Annotated in this window: 14 protein-coding genes; 9 read left to right on the top strand and 5 right to left on the bottom strand. The window is 70.8% G+C overall.

Annotation, left to right across the window (positions count from 1 at the left end; translation table 11 throughout):
• Nucleotides 1–25 precede the first annotated feature (25 nt).
• Nucleotides 26–880, bottom strand: coding sequence for an SDR family NAD(P)-dependent oxidoreductase (locus ABGA98_RS36850; protein WP_347623064.1), 855 nt, complete (start codon nucleotides 878–880; stop codon nucleotides 26–28).
• A gap of 176 nt (nucleotides 881–1,056) precedes the next feature.
• On the opposite strand from ABGA98_RS36850, the gene ABGA98_RS36855 reads away from it, so the two are divergent.
• Nucleotides 1,057–1,953 (top strand): LysR family transcriptional regulator, encoded by an 897-nt coding sequence (locus ABGA98_RS36855; RefSeq protein ID WP_347623065.1) that lies wholly within the window; start codon nucleotides 1,057–1,059, stop codon nucleotides 1,951–1,953.
• On the opposite strand, the gene ABGA98_RS36860 is transcribed toward ABGA98_RS36855, so the two are convergent.
• The 3 genes from ABGA98_RS36860 to ABGA98_RS36870 form a co-directional block, all read right to left on the bottom strand.
• The gene (locus ABGA98_RS36860) at nucleotides 1,950–2,849 is read right to left on the bottom strand and encodes an alpha/beta fold hydrolase (RefSeq protein WP_347623066.1); all 900 of its coding nucleotides are present in this window, start codon (nucleotides 2,847–2,849) and stop codon (nucleotides 1,950–1,952) included. The genes ABGA98_RS36855 and ABGA98_RS36860 overlap by 4 nt on opposite strands.
• A gap of 177 nt (nucleotides 2,850–3,026) precedes the next feature.
• Nucleotides 3,027–3,533 carry a hypothetical protein gene (locus tag ABGA98_RS36865; protein ID WP_347623067.1) on the bottom strand — a complete coding sequence of 169 codons (507 nt, stop codon included), beginning with the start codon at nucleotides 3,531–3,533 and terminating at the stop codon, nucleotides 3,027–3,029.
• The gene (locus tag ABGA98_RS36870; protein WP_347623068.1) at nucleotides 3,530–4,726 is read right to left on the bottom strand and encodes a molybdopterin-dependent oxidoreductase; all 1,197 of its coding nucleotides are present in this window, start codon (nucleotides 4,724–4,726) and stop codon (nucleotides 3,530–3,532) included. Before ABGA98_RS36870 ends, ABGA98_RS36865 begins: the two co-directional genes overlap by 4 nt.
• Nucleotides 4,727–5,193: 467 nt before the next feature.
• Here ABGA98_RS36870 and ABGA98_RS36875 point away from each other — a divergent pair, with 467 nt between their 5' ends.
• The 3 genes from ABGA98_RS36875 to ABGA98_RS36885 all read left to right on the top strand — a co-directional run bounded on the left by ABGA98_RS36875 (nucleotide 5,194) and on the right by ABGA98_RS36885 (nucleotide 8,101).
• Complete coding sequence (locus ABGA98_RS36875; protein WP_347623069.1) at nucleotides 5,194–6,036, top strand: neutral zinc metallopeptidase; 843 nt, start codon at nucleotides 5,194–5,196, stop codon at nucleotides 6,034–6,036.
• Nucleotides 6,037–6,424: 388 nt separating this feature from the next.
• Nucleotides 6,425–7,510, top strand: a complete 1,086-nt coding sequence (locus tag ABGA98_RS36880) for a ThiF family adenylyltransferase (protein WP_347623070.1) — start codon at nucleotides 6,425–6,427, stop codon at nucleotides 7,508–7,510.
• A gap of 105 nt (nucleotides 7,511–7,615) precedes the next feature.
• A complete protein-coding gene (locus tag ABGA98_RS36885; RefSeq protein WP_347623071.1) occupies nucleotides 7,616–8,101 on the top strand; it encodes a hypothetical protein in 486 nt (161 codons plus the stop codon).
• A 43-nt stretch (nucleotides 8,102–8,144) separates the two neighbouring features.
• On the opposite strand, the gene ABGA98_RS36890 is transcribed toward ABGA98_RS36885, so the two are convergent.
• Nucleotides 8,145–8,513, bottom strand: coding sequence for a nuclear transport factor 2 family protein (locus tag ABGA98_RS36890; RefSeq protein ID WP_347623072.1), 369 nt, complete (start codon nucleotides 8,511–8,513; stop codon nucleotides 8,145–8,147).
• Nucleotides 8,514–8,735: 222 nt separating this feature from the next.
• On the opposite strand from ABGA98_RS36890, the gene ABGA98_RS36895 reads away from it, so the two are divergent.
• The 5 genes from ABGA98_RS36895 (at nucleotide 8,736) to ABGA98_RS36915 (ending at nucleotide 15,268) form a co-directional block, all read left to right on the top strand.
• Entirely contained in the window at nucleotides 8,736–11,951 is a 3,216-nt protein-coding gene (locus ABGA98_RS36895) for a BTAD domain-containing putative transcriptional regulator (protein ID WP_347623073.1), read from the top strand.
• Nucleotides 11,952–12,290: 339 nt separating this feature from the next.
• On the top strand, nucleotides 12,291–12,761 hold the full coding sequence (locus ABGA98_RS36900) for a hypothetical protein (RefSeq protein WP_347623074.1): 471 nt from the start codon (nucleotides 12,291–12,293) through the stop codon (nucleotides 12,759–12,761).
• Nucleotides 12,762–13,164: 403 nt separating this feature from the next.
• On the top strand, nucleotides 13,165–13,434 hold the full coding sequence (locus tag ABGA98_RS36905; RefSeq protein WP_347623075.1) for a metal-sensitive transcriptional regulator: 270 nt from the start codon (nucleotides 13,165–13,167) through the stop codon (nucleotides 13,432–13,434).
• A gap of 167 nt (nucleotides 13,435–13,601) precedes the next feature.
• Nucleotides 13,602–13,844, top strand: coding sequence for a hypothetical protein (locus ABGA98_RS36910; protein ID WP_347623076.1), 243 nt, complete (start codon nucleotides 13,602–13,604; stop codon nucleotides 13,842–13,844).
• Nucleotides 13,841–15,268: an MBL fold metallo-hydrolase gene (locus ABGA98_RS36915; RefSeq protein ID WP_347623077.1), complete on the top strand. Its 1,428-nt coding sequence runs from the start codon at nucleotides 13,841–13,843 to the stop codon at nucleotides 15,266–15,268. Before ABGA98_RS36910 ends, ABGA98_RS36915 begins: the two co-directional genes overlap by 4 nt.
• Nucleotides 15,269–15,274: the final 6 nt, after the last annotated feature.

Consider the following 15,274-nt stretch of genomic DNA (forward strand, 5'->3'; position numbering starts at 1 on the left):
GGCTCAGCCGGTGCCGACGGTGTCGTCAGCCGGCGAGGAGCCCGGGGGTCCACGCGCGTACGGCCGCCGCCACGTCCTCCGTCAGGTGCTGGCGCAGGCTGTCGTCGGGAGCGCCTGACGGGCCGATCAGCGCACCCGTCCCGTGCGAGGGGCCGGTGCAGGCGGCGAGGACGGCGGCCGCGGCCTCCGCCACCGGGCGGGTGACCCACTCCTGGACCTGGTCCCAGAGCGGTCGCATCTGAGGCGGCAGGATGTCGATCGTCATCTGCGCCGCGTTGGGGGTCGCGGCGGGTCCCGGGTCGACGGCCACGACCTGCGTGCCCTGGCCGTCCAGTCGCTTGGCGAGGTCCATCGTGTAGGCGAGGTGGGCGAGCTTCGCCCGGCCCGTCGCGGCCATGCCGTAGTAGGGCCCCGGCGGCTCCGCCTCCTCGAACACCGGCACCGCGGCCATGATGGCGGAGGACGTGACGTTCACGATGCGGCTGGGCGCGCCGGCCTTGAGCGCGTCCAGAAGGGCCTCGGTCAGCACGTACGGCGACAGGTGGTTGAGCATCAGGCTCGCCTCGATGCCGTCGGCGCCCTCCCAGCGCCGGGTCCACATGCCGCCCACGTTGTTGACCAGCAGGTGCAGGGGCCCTTCCGCGGCCAGCCGATCCGCGAGGGCGCGGGTGCCGGACAGGGAGGAGAGGTCGGCGCGCAGGAAACGGCCCGCGGGGCGCCCTGCGACCTCCTCCAGCCGGGCCGTCGCGGCGGCGCCGCGGTCGGCGTCGCGGCCCACGACGGTGACGTCCCAGCCCTGTGCCGCCAGCCCCGCGGCCGTCTCCAGGCCGATCCCGCCGGTTCCCGCGGTCACGACCGCCTTGCGGGCATGCTCAGACATGCGTCATCCAATCAAGAGGGTGAAGGTGAACGAGCGCCGCGGGTGAGGTCGCGGGGCCGAAAGGGCTCCGCGCCGCGGCGCCTGTCCAGCACACACCGGCCACCCGGGGAAAGGAAGGTCCGATGTGGCAGGCCGCCATGTCGCAGCGGCATAGCCGCACGTGAGACACTGCGCGCGTGGCCGACGTGGAGATTCGCCAGTTGCGTTACTTCATCGCGGTGGCCGAAGAACGCAACTTCACCAGGGCCGCCGCGCGGCTCGCCATGACCCAGCCCGCGCTCTCCCGCGCCATCCGCGCCCTGGAGCGGGACGTCGGAGCCCCACTGCTCGTCCGAGCCCCCGGCGATGTGAGCCTGACCTCCGCGGGTGAGGTCCTGCTGGGCGAGGCCAGGAGCCTGGTCTCCCAGGCCGGGCACGCCATGTCACGGGCGCGCAGGGCGGCGGGGACGCAGTCTCCGCTGACGGTGACAGGGCCCGGCTGCGACGCCTGGCTGCTGAACGAGCTTGTGCACGCGTACAACGAGACCCGGCCGCTGATGCCCGGACGTGTGGTGGTCGGCAACGCGGACGACCAGTTCGACCAGCTGCGCTCCGGCGCGGCCGACCTCGCGCTGGTGCGCGCGTCGCTCGACGACGAGACGCTGGAGAACGTGGTCCTGGACATGGAACAGGTGCACGTGCTGTTCGCGGCGTCACATCCGCTGTCGGGCAGGGAATCGATCGCTACGGCGGACCTGGCGGACGAGCAGGTGGTGCGCTGGCGGGGAAACAACCTCGAGCGCATGGCCGCCGAGCTCTGGCCGGACGGGCTGCCGGGGCGTCCGGGGCCGGTGGTGAGCGACGGCATGCAGATGCTGTCGATCGTCCGCCTGGGGCAGGCCGTCGTCCTGTGCACGCCCCGCGCGGCGGCGGCGACGGGATCGGCGGACGTCAGGGCCGTCCCGCTCAGCGACGGGCCGTCGGTGCCGCTACGCCTGGCCTGGCTCCGCGACCACTCCCAGGTGCGGTCCGTACGCCGGTTCGCCCACCACAGCCTGGCCGTCTGCGCGCAGCCCGGACGGGCAGGCGGCTAGCCGGCGACCTGGGTGGTGACGCGCTGGATGGCCTTGACGGCGACGTCGGGCTGGTCGACGTAGATGTAGTGGCCGCTCTTGGCGGCCGTGCTCGGCCTGCTGTCGCTGGAGATCGCGAGCCACTTGCGCTGGCCGGCGCTCCACGCCTTCTCCAGCTGCTTGCCGTACGTGGGGATGGCCGCCAGGTACGGCTGCCCGTGCTGGATCACCTCGACCGGGATGTCCCCAGCGGAACGGACCTTGCCGTCGGCCATGACGAGCTGCTCCGGGTTCTGCCCCTGGAAGATCGCCAGGTTCTGCGCGCGCACCTCGGCCGCAGGGCCCTTGGCCGAGGCCGGGATCACCTTGGCGACGTCACCGGCCATGGTCGAGGGGGTGGCGTCCATCAGCACCAGCCCCTTGACGCGGTCCTGGTGGTCGGGGGCGTAGCGGGCGGCGATCAGCCCGCCCAGCGAGTGCCCGGCCAGCACGACCGGACGGTCACCGGCGACCCGGTCCAGCACCCCGGTCAAGATCTTGCCGGTGCTCGCGAAGTCCTGAGGACCCTGCGGCTTGTCGCTGCCGCCCGCGCCGAGCCGGTCGTAGGAGCAGACCCGGTCCTTCCCGCTCAGCGCCTTCTGCAGCGCGGCCAGCTTGGTCAGGTCGTCGCCCCCGCCATGCAGCAGCACGATGACCGGCTCACCGTCCGCCGCGTCACCCGCACACGACACGTTCACCGACGTTCCGGCGACCTTGATCTTCTTGGTCCCGGAGATCAGGTCGGCCTCGACCTGCTGCTCCGCGGAGGCGATGGGGTCCCAGTTCTCCAGCGCGTCGCCGTTGCAACCGGCGACTCCCGCGCCGATCACGGTGGTGCACAGCGCGGCCAGAACGGTTGCCTTGATCGTGCGGGGCATGGGGGTCCTCCGGTGATTCACAGGGTGGTGTGGTGGGAAAGCGGCGGAGCGCCGTGACCACGCCCCAACGTTATGGATCAGGCCGTGCCCGAAGCGTCCCCGCACGGTGGACACTCGCCGGTAGCTCGCACGGGGGACAAGCGCGCCCGCCGTCGCGTCATCGCCGATCGCGGCCGGTCAGCGATTCGACCGTCGCGCGGCCCAGCGCCGCACCGCGTAGAGCAGGCCCGAGACGCCGAAGAGCACCAGGGTGATCGACAACCATCGCGCGAGGTAGGGGGAGGTGCTCAGCCCGACCGCTGCCCGGTAGTTGCGCTCGGCGCCGCGCAGGATGAGCGGGAACCACACCAGCAGCAGCAGGCAGGACAGCCCGGCCGGCACCCGTACGTGGTTGACCACCGCGGGCCGCCCCTCGGCCGGCCGTGCCCGGCCGAGGCGCGCGGGAAGCTTCGGCAGCGATCGGATCGCGGTGTCGGCCGCCGAGTACAGCGGCCACAACACCAGGTCGTGGAAGACGACGGCGCCGAGGAACCACACGGCGAACCCCATCCAGATGCCGGCCTCCACCACCCGGGTGGCGGCGTAACCGGCGACCGCGAAGCAGGCCGCCAGCCCGAGAAGGTGCCAGGGGCCGGCACCGTAGGCGCTCGCCCACCGGCGCCCGCCACGACCGCGGCGGTTCACCGTCCCTCCCGGCGGAACACGAGTTCGCGCACCCACTTGGTGTTGTGCACGCCCGGGGCGTTCGGCACGATGATCCGCGCCGGGAACCCGTGGTCGAGGGAGAGGTCGGCGCCGTTGACCCGCAGCGCCAGCAGCGAACGCGGGTCGGCCACCTGCCCGGCGCTGAGCGAGGCCTGGCCGAAATAGCCCCCGCGTTGCAGCGATCTGGCGGTGACCGCCGCCGCGCCGGGCGGGACGCCGGCCAGGCCGGCCAGGTCCGCCAGTCGCACACCCGTCCAGACCTGCTCGGTCGACCACCCCTCCACGCAGGCGATCGGCAGCGTGTAGGTGTGCAGCGGCATCGCCAGCAAGTCCGCACGGGACAGGAGCACCGGGCTCGCCCCGACGACCGCCAGCCGCCACCCGCCGCCCGTCTCCGACGCGGTGACGCCGAGGCTCGCCGCCGTCTTGTTGACCTGGAAGTCGTTGGGCCCCGTCCCGTACTCGCGCCCGTGCGGCGCCAACAAGGCCGTACGGCGCAGCGGCCCGTCCAGCGTCTGGCCGGCCGACAGGCCGAACATCAGCGCCGAGCCGCCGCCGACGAACGCCAGCAGGCCGCGCCGGGACATGGTGGGCGGCGCCGGATCCGCCGGGACCAGGCCGTCGGGGTCGGGAGGTTCCGGTCGCGTGTCGGCCAGGCGCGTACGCAGTTCGCGCCGCAGGTCCCGGGACCGCACCGCGCGGATCGCCCGCGGCAGCCGCATGGCGACGTGGACGGCCAGCGCCGCCAGAAAGATCCACGCACCGTACAGATGCGCCGGATAGAAGGAGAAGGGAAAGACGTAGAAGAGCTGGATGTTGAGTATCCCGGTAGCGAACTGGAACCCCGCGCCGCCGACCAGCAACACCAGGCTGGCACGGTCGACGGCCTGCGCGATCGAGCGCACCGGCGGCCACTGGAACAGCTTGGGGATCACCGACCACAACTTGGCCAGCAGCACGGGAACCAGCGTCAACCCCAGGATGACATGGGTGCCCTGGGTGACCCGGTACAGCCAGGCCGGGTGCGTCGGCCAGTCGAAGAGGTAGAAGCCCAGCAGACCCTTGCCCGGCGTCGTGTCGTTTCCCGGCAAGCGGGGCTCATAGGCGGCGTACGACAGCAACCCGGTGACCGCGACGACGGCAAGCCCGACGAGCAGGACGAGACCGAACACCGACGTGAGCCAGGGACCGCGCAGCGGGCTCCGCCAGAAGCCCGGGCGGAACGGCCCGGAGGACACGGTCGCCCTCGGCCGTCCGGCCCGGCGACTTCCCGCAGCGGACGCGTTCCGGGCATGGGCGCGCCCGTGCGGTGTATCCGGCACTGATCCCCCCGAAGCCGTTGTCGGATGCTGAGGTCCTTACCGGGAGTGCCGCCTTCAACGCGGGACAACGGTAAACAATCCGCCATGCCGCGATCGCCCTGTCCGGGTCGAAGGTCCCGCGATGGGCGTCCTGCCGATCATGATCGCGACTCCGGCGGCAACCCGTGATCCACGTGCGTTCGTATCCCCTGTCACACCTGTCACGCCTGTCACATGGAGCAATTGTGTCAATTGCGACCCAATATTCCCGATCTTGACCTAATCTTGTGCAGTCTATGAACGTTTCTCGCAGATTCGCAGCGCTCGCATCCACCGGCGTGGCCCTCACGATGGCCGTGACCTCGCAGGTGTTCGTCTCGCCCGGCGTGGCTTCGGCAGCCGTGGCATCCAGCAACAAGATCCAGCAGGCTGCCCAGCCGCTCGCGGGGGCGGCGGCGAGCACCCAGAGCTGGAGTGCCAGTGCGAACAAGTCGCTGGCCACCAAGAACCGGATCTACCGGACCGGCCGCCTCACCGATGTGAACTGCCGGCCGGGCGCGCTGCCGTCTGGGAGCACGAGCGCGTACAAGCGCTTCCTGACCCGCGTGACCAACTGCCTGAACAAGGCGTGGGGCGCGCAGTTCCGCAAGGCGCGCATGCCCTTCTCCAAGCCGCGGCTGCGCATCATCACCACGAAGGTGAACACGCCCTGCGGCAAATGGAGCACCGGCGCCGACGGCTACTACTGCTCCTCCAACCGCACGATGTACATGCTGATCACCAGGAAGCAGCTCCGGCAGCCGTTCCCGCTGGGCATCGCGCGGCTCATGGCTCACGAGTACGGCCACCACGTGCAGCAGATCTCGAGGATCTGGAGCTACTACTGGACGGCCCGCAACCAGGCCGGCAGCTCCCAGCGCCTCGCGCTGTCGCGCAGGTCCGAGCTCCAGGCCGAGTGCTTCTCCGGCGCCTTCATGTCGACGCTGCGGGACGGATCGCAGTTCTCGGACCAGCAGTGGGACTACACGGTGGACTGGTTCAGGAAGAACGGCGCCAAGGCGTGGCCGCAGAACGACCACGGCAGGGGGCCCACGCAGGCGGCCTGGATGACGCGCGGCTACAACAGCGGCGCTCCCGGATCGTGCAACACCTGGGCCGCGTCGGCTCGCAGCACCACCTGAAGACACGCCACCCTCGGTGATCGTGCTTGAGCGGGGCTGACACCGCGGTCAAGGCGATCTCCGCGCTCTCGTAGGGAAGGGCCGGGTCCGTCACGGGTCCGGTCCTTCCCTTGTGTCATCACGGTCCTCGGCCGGGGATGCGCCGCGGGTCCCGGCTCCGCGACAGGTCCGGACGCACGGTCACGAAGGTCCGCACGGCACCGCCGGCAATCTCGACCGGGCGATTCAGGAACCGGCCGGCTTGTGAAACAAACCTCTGCTGGGCAGAATGCACCCGAAGAATCCGTCGGCGAAAGGGCGCCCATGAGACGGCGCCCGGTCATGGTGCAGACCTGGGCGCCGGTGGCCACGGGTGAGGCGTCGCGCCTCCCTCGGCGAGGAGGAGCGCGTGACGGAGTGGCGCCCCCGCCTGCGGGACAGCGTGATCGTCCAGGCCGAGGGCCACGAACTGCTCTTCCTGTGCACGGCCGACAGAACCGTGAAGAGATTCGCCGCCGACGATTTCGTGAAACACGTGATAAAGCTCCTCGACGGCACCCGTACATATGCCGAGATCGAACGTTCCGTCGGTGACGCGCAGGCGCTCGGTGAAGTGCTGCAGATCCTCACGGAAGAAAGGCTCCTGAGCCGCGTCGGAGACCTGGAGTCGTCCTTTTCGAAGCTCGGCGAGGAGCGCGCCGAATTCTACGACCGCCAATTGCGGCTGCTCCAGGATTTCTGCGACCAGGGCCGCGCCGACGCCGCTTGCGGCGTGCGGTTGCAGGAGCGCGTCGACCGCTCGACCGCGGTGGTGTGCGGCGTCGGCGGGCTCGGCGGCTGGGTCGCGCTCTCCCTGGCGAGCGCGGGTGTCGGCACGATCCGCCTGTGCGACTTCGACCGGGTCGAGCCGTCCAACCTGACCCGGCAGACCCTGTTCGCCCTCGCCGACGTGGGAGCGCCCAAGGTGGAGGCGGCCGCCGCCAGGCTGCGGGCGGCCAATCCCTTTGTCACGGTCGAGACCTTCGACCGGCGCGTCACGTCGCCCGCCGACCTGACCGACCTGGTGGACGGGTCGGGCATCGTGATCAACGCGATGGACCTGCCCACGCCCAACGACACGGCCACCTGGGTCAGCGAGGCCTGCTGGCCGGACGTGCCGCACATTCTGGGCACCGGCTACGCGTACCACATCGGGGTGCTCGGCGCGACGGTCCTTCCCGGCAGAACGGCCTGCTGGTCGTGCGTGCGGGCCGAGACCTTCGCCGACCACGGGCGTCACCGGATGGAGTCGCTGATCGGCAAGAGGCAGAAGGCGGGCGCCATCGGGGCGCTGTGCGGGCTGGTCGGCACGATCCTGGGCTGGGAGGCGATCCGGGTCCTGGCGGGGCTGGAGCCGGCGCTGAGCGGCAAGTGGAGCGAGGTGGACTTCTGGCCGCTGGAGATCCGTTCGCGTCCCGTCCCGCGGCGACCCGACTGCCCGCTCTGCGGTCCCTGACGACACACCGCAGGAAGGGTTCCGCGCGTTGTGCGCCTGTGCCCGGTCGTTTCTGGAACGCTGGGGTGGCGGAGGACGCTGCGGGCGAGGTGGTTCGGAGGCGACATGAACGAGGCGACCGCGCATCTGCTGTTCGATGCGGTGGAGCGCTTGGAGAAGAACATCGTGGCCCGGGAGTGCCCGGCCATCGTCGCCATGGAGGGCACGGACAAGGTCGTCATGAGCGAGTACGACTACCTGCGCGATCCCGTGACGGCGGAGGCGTTCGAGATCAGGGCGGCGGAGAAGGCCCTGGAGATCGACGTCGTCCGCTGGGTGCTGGGCGTTCCGCAGGTTTGGTTGTTCAAGCCTCCGAGCACGATCGCCGTCCGGGCGGTCTCCTCCCACCCGCTCCAGGAGGGCGAGCAGGAGGCCATCACCTGGATGAGCTTCGACCGCGACGACGGCGTGGACTACGGGCGGGTCGCGTACGTGCGCCGCCCGAACGGGGAGCCGGTGTTCGAGGACCCGGAGATCTTCGACGTCGCCATCCGGCCGGCACAGACCATGCCAGGGTTCGTGCTGCTGCAGCGGTGCCTGGCCGAGGACTGAGGGCCGGCCCCGACGAACCGGCCCTCGACCCGCCGCGGCCCGGTCAGCGGTAGCCGTTCTCCTTCAGCTCGATGACCCAGGCACGACGCTCGGCGATCAGGCCGTCGCGCATGACGAACACCTCCGCCATGGACATGCGCATCTCGCCGCCCGCGACTCGCTTCACCGTCCCGGTGAGTTCCGCCATGACGACATCGCCCTGCTCGACCATGCGCACGACCTCCAGGTGAGGAGGGTCGACGAGTTCGGGCGGGCCGTCGATGGCCCGGTCATAGGCGTCCTTGCCGGTCAGGTGGAACGCGCCGAAGACGGTCCACTCGATGTCGTCTGTCAGGCAGGACAGGATCTGCTCGTGATCGTTCTTGCGGAAACCGTCCAGGTAGGTGTTGACGGTCTCGATATTCCGTGACATGTCTGCTCCTTCGCTTCGGAAATCGCCGTGCAAGGGGCGTATCGCCGTCCTCACCAGACAGGTCGGAGCACCCGGAGCGTTCTTGACATCACCCCGGCAACCGACGCTCGGCAGCACACGCCGACGTCGCCGGGGATCGAAGAGTTCGCAACCGTTTCTTCACCCAGTGGACCGCCGGAACAGGCCGTCCAGGTCTACAGTGCGTCCATCCAAGGGAGCACGATGAGGTTCGGGATATTAGGTCCACTGACGGTGTGGCGGGAGGGTGAGCCGCTCGATCTCGGCACGCCCAAGGCTCGGGTGCTGTTGGCGGTTCTGCTGTGCCAAGCGGGCGCCCCTGTTTCGGAAGATCAACTCGTGGTGGCGCTGTGGGGGAGCACCCCTCCGAAGAGCGCCACCAAGAACGTGCAGACCTACGTCCACCGGCTCCGGCGGCACCTGGACGACCCGGCTCGCGTCGCGCGGCAGGGCTCCGGCTATCTGGTGACGGTCTCCGGGGACGAACTGGATGCGGCGAAGTTCGAGAACCTGGCGGGCTCGGGGCAGGCGGCGGAGGCCGCCGGTGAGCCGGAGGTGGCGACCCACCTCCTGCACGAGGCGCTGAGTCTCTGGCGCGGGCCCGCGTTCGCCGGCATGGCCGATGTCCCGATGCTCGCCACGGAGGCCGCGCGGCTGGACGAGGTGCGCATGTCGGTCCTGCAGTCGCGGATCGCCGTGGACCTGAGGCTGGGACGCCACGCCGCGCTGCTGGGCGAGCTGACCGCGCTCACCGGCGAGTACCCCCTGCGGGAGCGGCTGCGCGCGCAGCTGATGCTGGCGCTGTACCGCTGCGGCCGGCGGGCGGACGCGCTGGCCGAATACACGCGTGCCCGCAGGACCCTGGTCGAGGAGACCGGCCTGGACCCGGCGGAAGAGCTGCACGACATGCACCAGAGGATCCTCACGGAGGACCCGTCACTCGACCTCGTTCCTCGCGCCCAGGCGAAGATCACGCGCTCGTCCGGGAGGCCGGGCCCGTACAGGCCGGCGGAGGCCCGGCCCCACCGTGAACGTGCCGCGCGCCGGCCGGACGAAATGAGCACCGAGCCGGGCGAGAAGGCGCGGCACGCGCCCAGGCGTGCGCTGTCCGCCTACCGTCACGTCCATGCCACGGCCCTGACGTCCCAGCTTCGAACGGCCCCCACCCCCGCCGAACTGCCGCCGGACATCGCGGAGTTCACGGGCAGAGACGGCGAGGTGGCGGAGCTCACCGAAACCCTCACCAAGCCGCGGCCGGGCACCGTCGCCATGGCCGGCATCGCCGGTATGGGAGGCCTGGGTAAGACCACGCTCGCCGTGCACGTCGCGCACCGGATCGCGGGTCGCTTTCCCGACGGTCAGCTCTATGCGGACCTGCGCGGCGCCTCCGCCGACCCCGCCCGCCCGGAGGACGTGCTCAGCCGCTTCCTGTTCGCCCTGGGCATCAGCGCCACCGGCATACCCGAATCCCTGGAAGAACGCGTGGCGCTCTACCGGACCTGCCTGGCCGGACGGAGAACCCTCATCCTGCTGGACAACGTCGCCGGGGAGGAGCAGGTGCGGCCGCTCCTGCCCGGGGCCCCCGGCACGGCCGTGCTGCTCACCGGGCGTGTCCGGCTGGTCGGTCTCGAGGGCACGAGCCTGCTGGAACTCGACGTCCTGCCGTCGGCCCAGGCCATGGACCTGCTGAGAAGGATCATCGGTGACGAACGCGTCCAGGACGATCCGGACGCGGCTCTGGAGATCACCCGGCTGTGCGGTCGCGTCCCGCTGGCGGTCCGCATCTCGGCGGCCAGGCTCCTCGGCAGAAGGCAGTGGAGCCTGGCCCACCTCGCCGGCGTCCTCGGGGAGGAACGCCACCGGCTGGACGAGCTCGTGGCGGGCGACCTCGACATCCGCGCGGGATTCGAGATGACCTACCGTACGCTTCCCGCGGGCGCGCAGCGGGCCTTCCGGCTCGCCGGGCTGCTCGACGCGCCCGACTTCGCCTCCTGGGCGGTGGCCGCCCTCCTCGACGTGCCGGTACGGCAGGCGGAACGCGAGATCGAGACCCTGGTCGACGCCCATCTGCTGAACCTCACGGGGACGGACGAGACGGGCAGGCTCAGGTACCGGTTCCACGACCTGATCCGGTTGTACGCGCGCGAGCGGGCGCAGCGCGAGGATTCCGAACCCGAGCGCCAGGCCGCGCTCCGGCGGGCCCTGGGCGCGTGGCTGGCCCTGGCGGAGGTCGCGGCGGAGCACGTCCCCGGTCCCTGCTTCGCACCCATGCACAGCAGTGCGCCGCGCTGGCGGTTGCCCGCGGCGGTCTCCGGCCCGCTGCTGGCCGACCCGATGGCCTGGTTCGGCGCGGAGCACGCCGCGCTGATGGCGGGGGTCGCCCAGGCGTGCGAGGCGCGCCTGACCCGGCTCGCGTGGGACCTCGCGGGGTCCACCGAGACGTACCTCAACGTGCGCGGCCTGTACGACGGCTGGCAGCGCATGCACGAGCAGGCGCTCGCGCTCTGCCGTGAGACCGGCGACAGGCGCGGCGAGGCCGTGCTGATGCGCGGCCTCCTGGAGGTCACCACCTGGAACTCGCCGGCGGGCCCGGGACCGGCGATGACGCGGATGCGGGCCGGCGCCTCGCAACTCCTCGACCTGTTCACCATGCTGGGCGACCCGGTGGGAATGGCCGACGCCCTGGCGACCCTGGCCTGGAGCATGACGGCCGACGGGAACGGCGGTGCGCAGGCGCTCGCCCTGGCGGAGCGCGCCCTGCGGACGGCCGCCGACGCGGGCTACCTCGGCGGCCAGGCGCGGGCCTACCACGTGATGGCGATCATCTACGGCGAGGACGACCCGCAAGCGGCGCACACGGTCCTGGAGCAGGCGACGAAGGTCGCCGAGGCGCTCGGCAACCCTCACTACACCACGACGGTCACGCAGTTCCTCGGGGCGGCGAAAGCGTTCTGCGGTGACTTCACGGGCGGCCAGGAACTGCTGGAGGAGTCCCTGGACATGGCGCGGCGGTTGAACTACCGCTATCTGGAGACGTTCTCGCTGCTCTACCTCTCGAAGTTGTTCGTCGCGACCGGGGACGAGCGGGCCAGGGCGACCGCCGAGCTGACGCTGGCCCACAGCGAGGACGGCAACTTCGGCCATTACCTCGCCGACGCGCTCAGCGTTCTCGGGCAGCTGAACCTGGCCGAAGGAGACCTGCCCGCCGCCATCGCCTCCCTCGAACGCTCGGTCCGGGTCTGGCGAACCCGCGGCTCGATCCCCTACCTGGCGCGGACGCTGCGGGCTCTCGGCGACGCCCACGACGACGCCGGCGACCACCGCACGGCCAAGGCCGTCTGGGAAGAGGCCCGCGAACTGTTCCACGGGATCTCGCACGAGAACGGCGTGGGAACGCTGGACGCCCGGCTCGGCCGCTGACCCGCCCCGCCGCCGACGTGGCCGAGTTCGGCCATCGCGCCCATCCCAGAACCCTGACTTCCTTCTTCTGGAGGGGCAGCGAAGCCGGCTACGGGCGCTTGATGCGGCTTTCGATCCCTTTCGCGAGGGGCCCGTATGGGTGAATCCTCCCTATCTATCCTGGCATTATGCTTAGTGGCCGTTATAGGACGGATTCCCGGCTCCCGTACCGGCGCACGGTGCCGTGATGAGCGGGGCGAAGAAAACATGGCAAAGCTCCGAACTTTCCTTCCTCCGCCGCATCTAACCCGTATGTACGGCGAACATAAAGAAGAAAGAGACCCGGAAGGGCATTCACAGATGCGATCCAAGCTGGCCACCCTTTTCCTCGCCACGCTCACCGCCGGTAGTTGCGTCCTCGCCGGCGCCTCACCCGCCTCGGCCGCGTCGCACTACGGCAAAAGCAAATGGATCAGCGCCGAGCGCGGCTGGCAGCACGCGGGCGTGTACGTCGAACCCGGTGACATGATCCGGATCCGCTACGCCGGCGGCCGGTGGACGGTCGACCACCGCGAGTTCCCCTACGTGTCCTCGGCAGGCTACGCCAGGCACATCGACCGCAGGATCTACCAGCAGTGCAAGATCCTCAGCAGGCACCCGCACGGCTCGATGATCGCGAAGATCAACGGAGACCTCTACAGGGTCGGCAGCAGGGCCCTGATCCGCGCACGCCAGGCCGGCTTCCTCCAGCTGCGCGTCAACGACGCCGACGGTTGCCTCCGCGACAACGACGGCTCCGTCCGCGTGAAGATCACGGTCGCCGACCACTGAGAGCTGCCAACAGCGATGAGGTGAGACGCCTCCAGCAGCTGAGCACGCAGGCCACCACCTGACTGCGCCAGACATATCCGACAGGCACCGGTTCCGGCCGGTGCCTGTCTGTTTGCCCGAGCAGGTGCTGCCGTGGTTGCTCGGCGTCGCCCGCAACAAACTCGCCAAGCAGCGTGAGGCGCGGTACCGGCGCAACAACCTGGTCGAGCGGATCGTCGTGCTGAGCCGGAGGTTCGGACGGTTCGCCGCCGCGAGTGGCGGGCGTCACCCGGATCGGTGTTTTCGCAGGAAATATGCCCCATGGGGTATGGTGGGAGCGCCGTCGGGCAGTTCTGCCCCCAGGCGGAGAGAGACGCATGTGCCCGCATCCCCAGGGCGCGCATCGGGCGGGAAGGTGAAGCAGATGGAGATGGATGCGACGGTCCTGGCCGACGCCCTCACTCGGCTCAAGCGGGCCCACGGCCAGCTGGGCGGAGTGATTGCCATGATCGAGAACGCCGACGACTGCGAGCGGGTGCTGACCCAGCTGGCCGCGGTCTCCAAGGCCCTGGACCGGGCCGGCTTCAAGATCATCTCGACCGGCCTGCAGCAGTGCCAGCTGGCGCGCGAGGCCGGCGAGGAGCCGCCGATCACCCCTGAACGGCTGGAGAAGCTCTTCCTGGCCCTGTCCTGAGACGGATCGACGGCGCCGGGTCGGTTCGGGCCGAGGCGGCCCCGGGCGTGCGCAGCTGATGCGGACGCTTCCGCTCGCCAGGCGTGCGGAAGAAAATCGCCTTTTGACCTGGGCATACATCTGACAAGGGAATACCCCCCCGGGTATTTTCGTTGAGGAGTTACGTGATGACGATCCGTGAGACGGGCCCGCATGTGGCCGACCACGCGGGTAGGGACGCGGTGACGGTGCGTCCGCCCGGGCGTCGCAGCGCGGTCGCCGCGCAGGCCCCGCGGAACGCCGGAGCGCGGGTGCGCTTTCTTGCCGGCGGCCCGAACGCCTGGCGGCGGGACGGCCTGCCCCTGGAGAAGGTCCGCAGACGGCCCGGCACCGCTCACCCGGAGCCGACGACCCGATCCCGACAGCGATGACGACGACACACGAAGGCGGCGAGACGATGAGCACGATCCACGTCGAGGTGGTGGAGACCTCCTCCCTGGGCGACCGCAGCTACCTGGCCCACGACGGCCGCGTGGCGCTGGTGGTCGACCCGCAGCGCGACATCGACCGGATCCTGGCCCTGGCCGGCCGGCTGGGGGTGCGCATCACTCATGTGGCCGAGACCCACCTGCACAACGACTATGTTTCCGGCGGCCTGGCTCTGGCTCAGGTGACCGGGGCCGCCTACCTGGTCGCCGGCGCTGACACCGTCGGCTTCGAGCGGCTGCCGGTCGCCGACGGCGACGAGATCACCCTCTCGGAGAGGATGCGTCTCGCGGTGGTGGCCACCCCGGGCCACACCTTCCACCACCTGTCCTACATCCTGACCGGCCCGCAGGGTTCCGAGGGGGTCTTCACCGGCGGCTCGCTGCTGTTCGGCACCACCGGCCGCACCGACCTGCTCGGCGCCGAACACGCCCACACCCTGGCCCACCACCAGCACGCCTCGGCGAGCCGGCTGGCCGACCTGCTGCCCGATGGCGCGCACATCTGGCCCACCCACGGCTTCGGCAGCTTCTGCTCGGCCACCCAGTCGGACGCCCCGGCCTCCACCATCGGCCGCGAAAGGCAGGTCAATCCGGTGCTGCGTCTGGAGGCCGACGACTTCGTCACCCGGACGCTGGCCGGACTGGACGCCTACCCCGCCTACTACGCCCACATGGGTGCGCGCAACAGCGCAGGCGCCGACCTGATCGACCTGACCCCGGTGCAGGCGGCCGACGCCGATCTGCTGCGGAAACGCATTGAGGCCGGCGAGTGGGTGGTGGACCTGCGCTCGCGCAAGGCGTTCGCCGCCCGGCACCTGACCGGCACCCTGAGCTTCGGCCTGGACGGGCCGATGTCGACCTGGCTGGGCTGGATGGCCCCGTGGGGGGCGCCTCTCACGCTGCTGGGCGAGTCGGCCGAGCAGGTCGCCGCCGCCCAGCGCGAGCTGGCGCGCATCGGCATCGACCGCCCGGCCGCCGCCGCGACCGGGATCCCTGAGGAGTGGGCCGGCGGTGACGAGACCCGGCTGGCCGGGCTACCGGTGGCGAGGTTCACCGACCTGGCCGCAGCCCGCGCCGGCCGCAACGCCGGTGATCTGCCCGCGCCGGACGTCGTGCTGGACGTGCGCATGCCGAACGAGTGGCGGGCCGGTCACCTCGACGGCGCCGTCCACATCCCGCTGCCCGAACTGCCCGCACGCCTGACCGAGGTGCCGCACGGGACGGTGTGGGTGCACTGCGGCTCCGGCTACCGGGCCGCCGCCGCCACCAGCCTGCTGCAGCGGGCCGGACGGACGGCGGTGCACATCGACGACGCCTACGCCGACGCCGCCGCTGCGGGCCTGACCATCACCGCCCCCGAGACGTGACCATTC

It is taken from the genome of Nonomuraea sp. B1E8 (genome assembly GCF_039871515.1).
In the GTDB taxonomy this organism is placed as follows: domain Bacteria; phylum Actinomycetota; class Actinomycetes; order Streptosporangiales; family Streptosporangiaceae; genus Nonomuraea.

Excerpts from the sequence above, each read along its gene's own strand:
- ABGA98_RS36905 (WP_347623075.1), top strand. The coding sequence starts at position 13,165 with ATGGAGATGGATGCGACGGTCCTGGCCGACGCCCTCACTCGGCTCAAG.
- ABGA98_RS36860 (WP_347623066.1), bottom strand. The coding sequence starts at position 2,849 with ATGCCCCGCACGATCAAGGCAACCGTTCTGGCCGCGCTGTGCACCACC.
- ABGA98_RS36915 (WP_347623077.1), top strand. The coding sequence starts at position 13,841 with ATGACGACGACACACGAAGGCGGCGAGACGATGAGCACGATCCACGTC.
- ABGA98_RS36895 (WP_347623073.1), top strand. The coding sequence starts at position 8,736 with ATGAGGTTCGGGATATTAGGTCCACTGACGGTGTGGCGGGAGGGTGAG.
- ABGA98_RS36910 (WP_347623076.1), top strand. The coding sequence starts at position 13,602 with ATGACGATCCGTGAGACGGGCCCGCATGTGGCCGACCACGCGGGTAGG.
- ABGA98_RS36900 (WP_347623074.1), top strand. The coding sequence starts at position 12,291 with ATGCGATCCAAGCTGGCCACCCTTTTCCTCGCCACGCTCACCGCCGGT.
- ABGA98_RS36885 (WP_347623071.1), top strand. The coding sequence starts at position 7,616 with ATGAACGAGGCGACCGCGCATCTGCTGTTCGATGCGGTGGAGCGCTTG.
- ABGA98_RS36890 (WP_347623072.1), bottom strand. The coding sequence starts at position 8,513 with ATGTCACGGAATATCGAGACCGTCAACACCTACCTGGACGGTTTCCGC.
- ABGA98_RS36850 (WP_347623064.1), bottom strand. The coding sequence starts at position 880 with ATGTCTGAGCATGCCCGCAAGGCGGTCGTGACCGCGGGAACCGGCGGG.